Annotated in this window: 12 protein-coding genes; 5 read left to right on the top strand and 7 right to left on the bottom strand. The window is 46.0% G+C overall.

Features of this window, described 5'->3' with window-relative positions:
• Positions 1-40: 40 nt before the first annotated feature.
• The gene (locus EO124_RS01305; protein ID WP_127058000.1) at positions 41-1,408 is read right to left on the bottom strand and encodes an NCS2 family permease; all 1,368 of its coding nucleotides are present in this window, start codon (positions 1,406-1,408) and stop codon (positions 41-43) included.
• 268 nt (positions 1,409-1,676) lie between these two features.
• On the opposite strand from EO124_RS01305, the gene EO124_RS01300 reads away from it, so the two are divergent.
• The 5 genes from EO124_RS01300 (at position 1,677) to ygiD (ending at position 6,453) form a co-directional block, all read left to right on the top strand.
• A complete protein-coding gene (locus tag EO124_RS01300) occupies positions 1,677-2,204 on the top strand; it encodes an RrF2 family transcriptional regulator (RefSeq protein ID WP_021840365.1) in 528 nt (175 codons plus the stop codon).
• Positions 2,205-2,512: 308 nt separating this feature from the next.
• Positions 2,513-2,968 carry a MarR family winged helix-turn-helix transcriptional regulator gene (locus EO124_RS01295; RefSeq protein ID WP_021840366.1) on the top strand — a complete coding sequence of 152 codons (456 nt, stop codon included), beginning with the start codon at positions 2,513-2,515 and terminating at the stop codon, positions 2,966-2,968.
• 146 nt (positions 2,969-3,114) lie between these two features.
• Complete coding sequence (locus tag EO124_RS01290; protein WP_127057999.1) at positions 3,115-4,317, top strand: MFS transporter; 1,203 nt, start codon at positions 3,115-3,117, stop codon at positions 4,315-4,317.
• Between the two features lie 136 nt (positions 4,318-4,453).
• Positions 4,454-5,428, top strand: coding sequence for a peptide-methionine (S)-S-oxide reductase MsrA (gene msrA, locus EO124_RS01285; RefSeq protein ID WP_127057998.1), 975 nt, complete (start codon positions 4,454-4,456; stop codon positions 5,426-5,428).
• 200 nt (positions 5,429-5,628) lie between these two features.
• Positions 5,629-6,453, top strand: coding sequence for a 4,5-DOPA-extradiol-dioxygenase (ygiD, locus tag EO124_RS01280; RefSeq protein WP_164726526.1), 825 nt, complete (start codon positions 5,629-5,631; stop codon positions 6,451-6,453).
• On the opposite strand, the gene EO124_RS01275 is transcribed toward ygiD, so the two are convergent.
• The 6 genes from EO124_RS01275 to argC form a co-directional block, all read right to left on the bottom strand.
• Positions 6,454-7,017 (bottom strand): biotin transporter BioY, encoded by a 564-nt coding sequence (locus EO124_RS01275; protein WP_127057996.1) that lies wholly within the window; start codon positions 7,015-7,017, stop codon positions 6,454-6,456. It abuts the gene before it with no gap.
• Positions 7,018-7,111: 94 nt separating this feature from the next.
• Positions 7,112-8,038 carry an ornithine carbamoyltransferase gene (argF, locus tag EO124_RS01270; protein ID WP_127057995.1) on the bottom strand — a complete coding sequence of 309 codons (927 nt, stop codon included), beginning with the start codon at positions 8,036-8,038 and terminating at the stop codon, positions 7,112-7,114.
• Between the two features lie 29 nt (positions 8,039-8,067).
• On the bottom strand, positions 8,068-9,264 hold the full coding sequence (locus EO124_RS01265) for an acetylornithine transaminase (protein WP_127057994.1): 1,197 nt from the start codon (positions 9,262-9,264) through the stop codon (positions 8,068-8,070).
• 74 nt (positions 9,265-9,338) lie between these two features.
• The gene (gene argB, locus EO124_RS01260; RefSeq protein WP_127057993.1) at positions 9,339-10,292 is read right to left on the bottom strand and encodes an acetylglutamate kinase; all 954 of its coding nucleotides are present in this window, start codon (positions 10,290-10,292) and stop codon (positions 9,339-9,341) included.
• Positions 10,293-10,390: 98 nt separating this feature from the next.
• Complete coding sequence (gene argJ, locus EO124_RS01255) at positions 10,391-11,611, bottom strand: bifunctional glutamate N-acetyltransferase/amino-acid acetyltransferase ArgJ (RefSeq protein ID WP_127057992.1); 1,221 nt, start codon at positions 11,609-11,611, stop codon at positions 10,391-10,393.
• Between the two features lie 16 nt (positions 11,612-11,627).
• Positions 11,628-12,665, bottom strand: a complete 1,038-nt coding sequence (argC, locus tag EO124_RS01250) for an N-acetyl-gamma-glutamyl-phosphate reductase (RefSeq protein ID WP_127057991.1) — start codon at positions 12,663-12,665, stop codon at positions 11,628-11,630.
• Positions 12,666-12,704: the final 39 nt, after the last annotated feature.

Genomic DNA, 12,704 nt, shown 5'->3' with positions numbered 1-12,704 from the left:
AAAGTGAAATCTTTTCAGATTTTTCACAATAATCCTCGTATTAATACCAAATGTAACGAATCAATACGATGATGGCCAACGGATACATAATCCAGTGAACTTCTTTGGTACGGCCGGCAACGATTTTAAGAAGTGGGTACATGATAAGACCGGCGGATACGCCGTTAGCGATGCTGTAAGTGAACGGCATCAAAGCGATTACCATGAAAGCCGGGAAGGCTTCTGTCCAATCGGAGAAATCGATGTCGCGAATCGGTTCCATCATCAAGGCACCAACTAAGATTAAGATTGGCGCTGTCGCACAGTTAGGCACGAGGGTGATTAATGGCGCAAAGAGCAATGCCAAGAGGAACAAGATACCGCAAGTAACGGCGGTTAGACCGGTACGACCACCGGCACCGACACCGGCCGCACTTTCTACGAAAGCGGTAATGGTGCTGGCCCCTAAGAGAGCACCGAAGCTTACGCCGACGGCATCGACGGTCATGGCTTTGCCAAGTCCCGGGAATTTACCTTCTTTAGGATTAGCGATGCCTGCTTTAGTGGCTGTCCCGATTAAGGTACCCATGGAGTCGAATAATTCAACGAAGGTGAACGAGAAGATAATGGTTACGAGGCCCATACTCATGGCGCTGCCGATATCTAATTGGAAGAAAGCGGCTTTGCTGAAATCAGGCACAGCGATAATGGAGAAGTTTTCAGGTAACTGGGCATTACCGGTTGCATACGCTAAGATACTGGTAACAACGGCGCCGATAATGAAGGAGCCTTGTACGTTGCGGGCCATCAAGAGGGCTGTGAAAACGAGACCGAAGAGGGCCAACGCTACTTGTGGATCCATGAGGTTACCTAAGGTGAGGATGGTTTCCGAAGAACCCGGTGTGGAATGGCCTTTGGTGGCAATCACTTGGGCCAAGCTGTCCGGCGACAAGGATAAGGTAATGGCCATGAGACCGGATAATTTCAAACCGATAATGGTGATGAAAAGACCGATACCGACGGTAATGGCAATTTTCATAGACGCCGGAATGCCTTCAACAATGTGTTGACGCACCGTAGTGAGGGTCAAAATGAGGAAAACAATACCGGAAATAAATACGGCCCCCAATGCGGTTTGCCAAGCGACGCCCATACCGAGTACGACGGTAAAGGTATAAAAGGCGAGTAGGCCTACGCCCGGTGCCAAGCAGATTGGATAGTTAACGAGGAGCCCCATGGCAATCGTTACGATACCGCCGCCTAAGGCTGTGGCGATGAGGACTGCGTCTTTATCCATGCCGGCGATGCTGAGTAGGTTCGGCGCCAAGAAAAGAATATACGCCATGGTGATAAAGGTGGTTAAGCCGGCGATAATTTCACCTTTCACCGTTGTCTTACGCTCGCTGAGCGCAAACAGTTTTTCTAACATATGTGACCTCCTATATGTTTTAGAATTATAAATTCACCCCTATTGTATCATGGTAAATCAGAAAAGTAGAGAGGTAAATAGAGAAAATTCACAAAGTAAATAGACGTAATTAGCAAGATAAATAGCGATAATTAGCAAGGTAATTCAAAAAAGTAGGAAGTAAATCAAAGAAATGTGGCGAGGAATTTTAATTCCCCTCTTTGATAGGGGATAAATCTTGTGATATAATGAATTTAGTAATTCCTACTGTGAAAGAGGTATATGAACTATGAAAATTTCAACTAAGGGTCGTTATGCTTTGCGCGTATTAGTTGACCTTGCAGAACATGGTACTAAGAAGAACGTGTCTATCCGCGAAATTGCGGAACGTCAGCGTATTTCCGATAAATATTTAGAAGGCATTGTAGCACGCTTGAGTGCGGCCGGTTATGTAAAGAGTGTACGTGGCAAATACGGCGGTTATCGCTTGTCGATGGAGCCGAAAGATTACACGGTATATGATATTTTGCGCGCTGCGGAAGATTCTATTGCTCTCGTAGCTTGCTTGGAAGATGAAGTAAACCAGTGCCCACGCAGCAAAACTTGCATGACCTTGCCTTTATGGGAACATATGCAGGCTCAATTCAAAGAATATATGGAAAAATTAACATTGCAGGATGTGTTGGACAAAAAGTTTGATGTATCTGATGATTCCGAAGATGATGAAGAGGCTCACTCGGCGGAAGGCAAAACTGCTGATGAGACAGCCACTGACGATACTTCCGCTGACGTAACCGGTAAGAGTACACCGGCCTAATTGAAGACAATTGTAACGGACGGTACTGTAGTAAAAAGTAAATAGCGATACAGTATACCAAAAGAACGTTTGAAGTTATAGAACACCTTTGAGTGGTACAATCTGCATTTACTTTTTATGGTAAAAGTGCGGGCTGATGCTAAAAGGTGTTTTTCTTTTTGACACAGCCGGATGCATGGGGGCGTGGCACTAAACGTTTGGAAGATGAGCAGGTTACTCTCTTGAGCCGAGGCACTCACCTTGACAGGGGTAGTCGCATTGTATAGAATTATATTGTGAACTAATTAATTGAGATAAGGAGAAAAACCTTGATAGATACAAATATAGAGGAACTGGCTCTAAAGAATCAGTTGTGTTTTCCCTTGTACGCCTGTGCGAAGGAGATTGTAAGAGCTTATCAGCCGTTATTGGAACCTTTAAATTTAACATATACGCAATATATTGTGATGATGGTTTTGTGGGAACACAGCCATTTGAATGTAAAGTCCTTGGGCGAGTATTTATATCTCGATTCGGGAACGCTTACGCCCTTACTGCGTAAAATGGAAACTAAAGGCTTTTTAACACGGACGCGCTCCAAAGAAGATGAACGAACCGTCATTATTTCCATTACGGATGAAGGCCGCGAATTGCAACAGCGGGTAGCCCATGTGCCGAAGGCGATGGCGCAGGTGGTAAACCTGACGGATGAAGAATTCACTACCATGTATAAACTGTTGTACAAATTGATTGCGCAGCTAACCGGACGGGAACAAAAAGTATAATTGTAGCTATTTAGTGTGAGCTCCTTGAGTATGATCAAGGAGCTTTGCTTTGTTTGAATCAAATTATAAGTATGTGACAACAAATGTTGCCTTAAAATTGTGAAATGAATTGCCGAAGGGCAAATTTTGAAGAAAGAAGGAATCATATGGCAGATGCGAGAGGCGGAATGCGCAATGTATGGCTGTTAACCGGCTGTATGACGGGTTTATCCATATGTTACACGATGTTGATACCGTTTTTGCCGGTATATTTGTTAGAATTAGGTGTGGGCCACGATAGCGTGGCTATTTGGTCCGGCGTTGTCTTTTCCATTACGTTTTTTGTAGCCGGCGTCATGGCTCCGATTTGGGGGCGCATGGCGGATACGAAGGGTAAGAAGCTCATGGCCATTCGTGCCGGTATTTTAATCGGTATTTCCTATATTTTAACGGGTTTTGTACAAGATGCGTGGCAATTATTTGCGACACGAGCTTTGATGGGCTTTGCCAACGGCTTTATGCCGGCGGCGATGACCATGGTATCCCTCAGTGTGCCGAAAGAAAAAACCGGTACGGCGCTGGGGATTTTTCAGACCGGTTTAATCGTAGGTAACGTTATCGGGCCGCTTCTTGGCGGTTTGATTGAAGCGGTTGTGGGCATGAGGCCTGTATTTTTCATTGCCGGTGGCGTTTTATTCGTGGCCAGTGCAGTGGTATTCTTCTTTGTAAAAGAACCGCATATGGGCGATGCGCAGCCAGTTGAAACGACTTCGTTCCGAGAAGATTGGAATTTTGTTAAAGACCGTAAAGTATTGACGGATTTATTATGGTTGTATTTCATTATGCAGGCCGCTATCTTAATGCTGCAGCCTATTTTGGCGCTCTATGTAGGACAGCTGCAAGGTACGATGGAAGGGGCCGCTCTCTTGGCCGGTACAATCTTGAGTGTCGGCGGTTTGGCCGGTGCGGTAACAACCAATATTTGGGCCGCTTTCGGGCAGCGTAAGGGCTATTTTAAAGCCGTATTTTATGCCCTTTGCGGTACCGGTATATTCTTGTTTTTACAAAGTATGCCGTTTGGCATTACTTGGTTCGGCAGCTTGCAGATTTTGGTAGGCTGTTTCATCGTAGGGGTCAACCCGTTGTTGAGTGCGGCGTTAGCTCATTATACAGAACCGGCATTTCGCGGTCGTGTATTCGGTATGGCCACGACGGCCAACCAGTTCGGTTGCATGGTGGGACCGCTATTTGCGAGTGGTGTAACCACATTTTTTGGGATTCAGTATGTATTCTTAGTAACCGGCGTGCTCTTGATGTTCGTGGCGTACCAAGTGTATCAACGCCGTGTTAAAGCGGCTGATGCCTTCTAATATACATTTAGACTTTCAATATTTTCGATTTAATGGTATAGTGTTATCAATATGATGTAATATGATGTTAATCAGAGCATTATATGAGATGAAATGAGAGATAAAAGAGAGTTAAAAGAGAAAGTGAGGTCAATTTATGGCTATTCAAAGTGTTTATGCAGATAAACGAACAATCTATGTGGCAGGTGGCTGCTTCTGGGGTGTAGAAGCGTATTTTAAACGTGTAGCCGGCATTTTGGGGACTGCCGTAGGTTATGCGAACGGTAAAACGGAAAACCCGACGTATGAAGAGGTATGTCATAATGATACGGGTCATGCGGAAACGGTGCGCCTCGAGTATGATCGCCACATTATTTCCTTGGAAGAAATTCTACTTCATTTGCTCAGAATTATCGATCCTTATTCTGTGAATAAGCAAGGCGGCGATGTAGGCACTCAGTACCGTACGGGCGTCTATTATACCGATGAAGCGGATAAAGCCCGTGTTGAACGCCTTTTTAAGGCCGTTGATCCGGACGGTAAATTTGCCGTAGAAGTATTGCCGCTGGAACAATTCTTTGATGCGGAGCTCTATCATCAGGATTATTTAGATAAAAATCCGAACGGCTATTGCCATGTGGCTTTATATAAAGCGGCCGAACCATTGGTGGATTTGCCGGCTTATGTGAAGGAAGATAAGGACGCCTTAAGAGCTCGTATCGGTGATGATGCGTACGCCATTACCCAGGAAAGTGCGACGGAACATCCGTTTACCGGTGAATATGATGACTTTTTTGAAAAAGGCATTTATGTGGATATTGTAACAGGGGAACCGCTTTTTATATCCGCAGCTAAATTTAATTCCGGTTGCGGTTGGCCGGCATTCTCGCGGCCTATTACGGCAAATTCGGTAGTATATAAAGAAGATCTTTCGATTCCGGGTCGTCCTCGTGTAGAAGTGCGCAGTGCCCATGGCGATTCCCATTTAGGCCATGTTTTCACAGATGGCAAAGAAGATTTGGGTGGTCTTCGTTATTGTATTAACAGTAAGTCCTTGCGTTTTATTAAGGCTGAAGATATGGCCAAAGAAGGCTATGGCGCTTGGTTGCCGTTATTGGATGGAGAAGTATAAATTTTAATACGAAATAAGGTTTTGGGTCGTAATCAGCGACATAATGTAAAAGCCGGTACAGTCAGTATAGTCTGCTGTGCCGGCTTTTTATATGTTTGGCAAAAGTGAAAATTTTCAAAAAATACTTGTAATATTTTATATTACATCTTATAATGAAGTCATACGATGAAAGTGAATGTAGTAAGAAAGGGAGTTCTACTATGAGTGAAACAATTAATACGTCTAAAATGCCGGTACTGTTTATCGGCCACGGTTCACCTATGAATTTAATTGAAGATAATCCTTGGACAAAGGAATGGGAAGCACTGGCTAAGCTTACACCGCGTCCAAAAGCTATTTTGATGATTTCGGCACATTGGTATACGGCCGGCAGTTTTGTACAAGTGGATGAAAAACCGGCTATGATTTATGACATGTATGGTTTCCCTGATCCGATTTATCAATTGCAGTATCCAGCCGAAACTTCTAAAGCGTTAATCGAACGTGTTCAGGAACGTTTGGGGGCTCAGGTGGCAGTCAAAGAAGACCGCGGTTATGATCATGGTGCGTATGCACCGCTTTTGAAAATGTATCCTGATGCAAAGATTCCGGTAGTGCAGTTATCCGTTAACTATAAGGCTGATGCTCGTGAATGGTTTGCTATGGGACAGGCGTTATCCGTTTTGCGCGATGAAGGTGTCTTGATTTTAGGCAGTGGTGACATTGTTCATAATTTGCGTTTAATCAATCCGAATATGGGCAATAAAGGCTTCCCCGAAGCGGAAGCGTTCGAGGAAGCCATACTTGCTAAGATAAATCCTGAAAAGGAAAACGATTTAGTTGGTGCCTTAAAATGGGAAGCCCTTGAAGGGGCTCGTGTAGCCGCTGAATCACCAGATCACTTGGCGCCGTTCTACTACTGCCTTGGTGCTGTAGTAGGTGAAGGCGATGTAAAAGAGCTTACCTTGCCACCGGTTGCCATTCATACCCATGATTATGTATGGGGCAGCTTAAGCATGACCAGCTTGACTTGGGGGCTGAAGTAATTAATGTGCCGTGGCACGCTGATTTAAGGATTGCAATGCATTTACGATAGGCACTTCCGCTGCCGAAAGAATGACAATCATAATGAAGTCGGCCGGAATGTCGAAGGCAAAGGCTACCCAGAAGATATCGCTCAATGGTACACTCTGGTTCAAATACCAGGCTAGAATGGCGATTTTGTAGGATAAGCCAAAGATATAGGTGATGACAATGCCGATAGTATTCAGTGTAAAGTAGCACTTGAGCGTGTGAATTTTATAACGTTGTTTCAATTCAGCCAACACACCGGCTGTAATGATGAAGCCAATGAGGTAACCGAAGCTTGGGCGTACAATGTAACCGAGACCACCGCCACCGGCGAAGATAGGGATGCCGATAAGGCCCATGAGTACGTAGGTGGCAACGGAGCCCCAAGCGTAGCGAGGCGGCAAAATTACCGCAGCTAAGAGTACGAAGGTAAACTGCAACGTGTAATAATCGAAATAAGGCAATGGAATCTGGATACGCGCACCCACTGTCAATAGGGCAATCATTAAAGCGGCGCGAAATAATAAACGTGTTTTCATTTGAAAAACCTCCTCTACTATACCTGTTCTAAGTATACTAGGGGAGGCTTATTTTATCAACCTACACTTTTGATAGGGTTTACAATATGCGATCTTACATAATCGTAGCCATGATGGCTTTTTGCATGTGCAAACGATTTTCTGCTTCGTCAAAAATAACATTAGCCTGAGCTTCAAATACTTCGTCGGTAATTTCTTCTTCCCGGTGAGCCGGCAAGCAGTGCATCACAATCGGATTGGTATTGGCCACGCTGAGCAATTGACTGTTAACTTGGAAGCCTTTGAAAATCTGTAGCCGTTCTTCGTATTCCGCTTCCTGGCCCATGCTGGCATAGACGTCGGTGTAGAAAATATCGGCGTTTTTAGCCGCAGCCATTGGATCGTTTAAGATTTCAATGGATCCACCTGATTGTTTGGCATCCGCTTCGGCTTTGGCAATAATGTCCGGATTCGGTTCATACCCTTTAGGTCCGGCAAAGGCAAAGTTGAGACCTAATTTGGCACAGGCGAACATGAGGGAGTGGGCCATATTGTTACCGTCACCGATAAAGGTGAGTTTTTTACCTTTTAAATCTTTTCCTTTGTATTCGATGGCCGTCATCATATCGGCCATGGCTTGGCATGGATGGAGTAAGTCGGTAAGGGCATTGATGACCGGCACACTGGCATATTCGGCCAGTTCGAGTACCGTATCATGAGCAAAGGTACGAATCATGATGCCATCCACATAGCGAGAGAGAACGCGGGCTGTATCTTTGATGGGTTCGCCACGGCCGATTTGTAAATCGCGACCGGATAAGAAAAGTCCCTGACCGCCCAGTTGGTAAATGCCGGTTTCAAAGGAAACACGGGTACGGGTGGAGGCTTTTTCAAAAATCATGCCCAAGGTTTTACCTTGCAAATAGGGATGGGGAATGCCCGCTTTTTGTTTTTGTTTTAAATCGGCCGCTAAATCGAGCAGCTGCCAAACTTCTTCTGTGGAGAGGTCGTGGATGGAAATAAAATCGTCACCTTTTTTCATAATAGGCTCCTTTCATATAGTGCGAACGGCTAGTTTGCGTAAGCCGGTAATACTTCTTTTAGAATAGTAATTAAGGTGTTAACGTCGTCTTTAGTAATAATTAGTGGCGGCACAAAGCGCAAGACATTGCCGGCGGTGCAATTGATGATGAGACCTTTGGCAAGACAGTCGTTAACAATATCGCGGCCCGGTTTAGTGAGCTCCATGCCAACTATGAGACCTTTGCCGCGCACTTCGGTAATGAGCGTCGGAAAAGATTGTTGCAAGGTTTTTAGTTGTGCGATTAAGTAATCGCCGATAGTAGCTGCATTAGCCATTAAGTTTTCAGCCTTAATGGCGGTGAGTACAGCATTGGCGGCGGCACAAGCTAAGGGATTACCGCCGAAGGTAGAGCCGTGATCGCCGGCATGGAAGGTATTAGCTAATTTTTGGGTGCTTAAAAATGCGCCGATAGGCACCCCGCCGGCCAGGCCTTTGGCGAGTGTTACGATGTCCGGTTGGATACCGAAGTGTTCGTAGCCGAAGAATTTACCCGTTCTTCCCATACCGGCTTGGATTTCATCGATAATGAGTAAGGCGTCATGCTGTTTACAAAGGGCTTTTACTTCTTTTAGATAGTTCGCATCGGGAACATGGACGCCCCCTTCACCTTGAATGGCTTCCAGCATGATTGCACAGGTTTTGTCGTTAATTTTTGCCTTGATAGCGTCGATGTCGCCGAAGGGAACGTAGTCAAAACCACCCGGCAAGGGGCCAAAGCCTTGATGATATTTTTCTTGGCCGGTGGCGGTTAAGGTAGCCAAAGTACGACCGTGAAAACTGTGTAAGGCGGTGATGATTTGTACTTTTTCCGGGTCTTTGGCGGTGGCGTATTTACGAGCTAATTTAATAGCTCCTTCGTTAGCTTCCGCCCCGGAGTTGGCAAAGAAGACTTTATCCATACCGCTTAAGGCTTTGAGTTTTGCCGCTGCTTCGGCTTGTACTTCCGTGTAGTATAAATTGGAGCAGTGAATCATTTTAGCGGCTTGCGTAGCGATAGCATCAACTAATGGCGGATAGTTATGACCTACTACGTTAACGGCGATGCCGGCGAGATAATCTAAATAGGCTTTACCGTTAGTATCGTATAAATAAGCGCCGTCGCCGTGGTCGAGGACGATGTCGTACCGGGCAAAGACGGGAAAATAGTCTTGTTTATCGTGGTTTATGATATCCGTTGTATTCATGGGAAACCTCCTTAGTCATGGATTAATCATGGCATGCTCTGTGGCGATGCCGAAGGTGGGGCGTGATGGTTACTTTAAATGATTTCCGTGCCAATCCCTTTGTTGGTAAATAGTTCGAGCAATAAGGCATGTGGTTCGCGACCGTCGATGATGGTAACACGTTTAGTGCCGCACTCGAGGGCATGTAGAACGGCTTCCACTTTAGGAATCATGCCGCCTTGGATGGTGCCATCTTCAATCATAGCGACAGCGTCAGCTTTAAAGATGCTGGATAAGAAGCTCTTCGGGTCATCAAGGGAGGTATAAATCCCTTTCGTATTGGTGAGCATGAGTAGTTTTTCAGCTTGTAAGGCGCCGGCTACTTCAGCCGCCACATAATCGGCGTTAATGTTATAGGTCGTTTCACCTTTACCCGCCCCAATCGGGGAGATAACCGGTACATAGCCTTTATCTAACAGGTCGTTAATAATCTCGGTGTTTACTTTCGTTACTTCGCCGACGAAACCGATATCTACGTGATTGATTTGGCCGCCCGCTTCGTGAACTTCGGCTAATTTTTTATGGGCCATCAGCAAGTTGGCGTCTTTCCCGGAAAGACCGATGGCGGGGATGCCCAAGGTATTGAGACGGCTTACGATTTCGGCATTGATTTTACCGCCTAATACCATTTCGGCGATAGTTACCGTTTCTGCGTCGGTGACGCGCAGACCGTTTACAAATTGGCTGGTTTTGCCCACTTTTTCTAAAAATGAGGTTATATCGGGACCGCCACCGTGGACGATGACCGGTTTAATACCGATACATTTCATAAGGGCGATGTCTTGCATTACTTTGTTCTTTAATTCTTCGCTAATCATGGCATTGCCGCCATATTTGATGACCATGGTTTTGCCGGCAAATTTTTGGATGTATGGCAGTGCTTCAATGAGTATGGATGCTTTACCGGCGGCACTGATAGTGGTGTGCGCAGCGACTTCGTCAGGCGTGTTGACGGTGGCAATGTTGAAGGCGTTTAATTCGTTAATCATAGGAGGCTCCTTTCCGAAAGGTTCGTTGGTTTGGTAGTTTGTGTCCGATTGATACGTTACGCTAATGTGATGGGGTTGGTAGTGCGGTTATAGCCGTATCAGGTATGATATTCGCCGTTGATTTTCACATAGTCATAGGTGAGGTCGCAGGTCCAAACAGTGGCGTTCGCATTGCCTTCGTTGAGCTCAACGGTGACCGTAATATCGTGTTCGTTCATGATTTGCTTTAAAGTGGCTTCGTTATATACCGCGCCCATGCCGTTTTTAAAAATGGTAACACCGCCGATTTTTAAAACTGTAGTGGCCGGATTCATTGGTACGCCGGCATAACCGGCAGCGCAGATAAGACGACCCCAGTTAGGATCTTCGCCGAAGAAGGCTGTTTTTACGAGTGGCGAATTGGCAATGGACATGCCCACTGTTTTGGCGCTCTCGAAATCGGTAGCCCCTTTAATATCAATGGTGATAAATTTGCTGGCTCCTTCGCCGTCAGCGGCGATTTGCTTAGCTAAGGATACGGTAATAGCCATGAGGGCTTCTTGAAAAAGTTCGAAATCTTCGTTTTCTTCGGTAATCGTTTTGTTGCCTGCAGCCCCATTGGCGAGGACGATGGCCATATCATTGGTGCTCATATCGCCGTCGACGGAAATCATATTGAAGGATTTATCGACACAGGCGTGTAAGGCTTTTTGCAAAAGCGTCGGAGTAATGGCGATATCGGTGGTGATGTAGCAAAGCATGGTTGCCATGTTAGGGCGAATCATGCCGGAGCCTTTAGCAATGGCCCCCATGTGAATGGTTTGACCGTCGACGGTGAAATGGGTTGAGGCCGTCTTGGAGTAAGTGTCGGTTGTTAAAATGGCTTTGCCGGCCAGTTCACTGCCATCCTCGGATAAGGAATCTACGAGGTTTGGAATGGCTTTTACGATGTCGTGGATAGGTAATTGTTGACCGATGATACCGGTAGAGCCTACGATGATGTCGGTAGGATCACAAGCTAAGGCTTGGGCCGTGTGATACGCCATGGTATGAGCATCTTTTAAGCCTTGCGGACCGGTGCAGGCATTGGCGCAACCGGAGTTTGAAATGATGGCGTGCGCCGTGCCGGTAGCAACTGTTTCTTTTGATACATAGACCGGAGCGGCGGCCACTTTATTCTGTGTGAAGGTGCCGGCTACAGCCGATTTTTGTTTAGTATAGATTAGAGCTAAATCATGTTTGCCGCTCTTTTTTAGGCCTGCTTGAATGCCGATGGCTTCAAAACCTTTGGCGTAAGTAACGCCGTGAGATTGTGTATCTAATGTTATTGTTTGTTTCATGGTAGAACCTCCTAATTTATGGGTACATGGGAACGAGTTTGAGTCCTGTTGTTTCTTCATAGCCGCAAGCGATGTTAAAGTTTTGAACGGCTTGACCGGCAGCGCCTTTTACAAGATTATCGATGGCGCTGAGGACGATGACGCGTCCGGTTCGTTCGTCAATATGCCAGGCAATATCAATGAAGTTGGAACCGCGTACATATTTAGTGTTTGGATAGGCATTGAGGCCGAGTAATCGGACGAAGGGCTCCGCGGCGTAGGCTTTTTCAAAAGCTTGGCTTACTGCGTCCGGTGTTACGCCTTCGTTTAAGTTGGCATAAGCTGTAGCTAAGATACCGCGGCTCATTGGCACTAAGTGGGGCGTAAAATTAAGCATAATCGGGGAACCGTTAAGTTGGCCAAGGGCTGCTTCAATTTCCGGTGTGTGGCGGTGGGTAGCTACGCCGTAGGCTTTAAAGGCGTCGTAGAACTCGGGATAATGGGTATCGAGTTTAGCACTTCGGCCAGCGCCGGAGGTACCGGATTTAGCATCAATGATAATGGAATTAGTTTGAATCATATGATTTTTTACTAAAGGAGCCAACGCCAGAATGGAAGCCGTTGTGTAGCAACCGGCATTGCCGATGATTTTGGCGGATTTGATGGCTTCCCGATTTAGTTCGGCTAAGCCATAAACGCTGGGGGCATCGGGATGAGTGTGGGGTACATGGTACCACGCTTCATAGACTTTAGTGTCGCTGAAGCGGTAGTCGGCACCGAGATCGATGATTTTAACCGGTGTCTTCGCGAGGGCTTTACCGACGGCCATAGCGTGTCCGTGAGGCAGTGCAATGAAAATAAAATCGCTGTCTTTGGCAATGGCTTCCAGATTATTCATACTTTCCAAAGTCAAATCGGTAATGCCTCGCATATGAGGATATACATCGGCCAAGGTTTGGCCGGTATGACTTTCCGAAGTAATATGGGTTAATGTAGCATTCGGATGCTGTAATATTAATTTTACGAGTTCGGCTCCGGCGTAACCGGTAGCACCGAGGATGCTGACTTTGGTCATATGAATCGCTCCTTTGTAGAATGGTTTTACACTTGATGT

This window comes from Veillonella ratti (assembly GCF_003992115.1).
Taxonomy (GTDB): Bacteria; Bacillota; Negativicutes; order Veillonellales; family Veillonellaceae; genus Veillonella_A; species Veillonella_A ratti.
The sequence above is the reverse complement of the archived record's forward strand: the minus strand, read 5'-3'. Positions and strand labels throughout refer to the sequence as shown.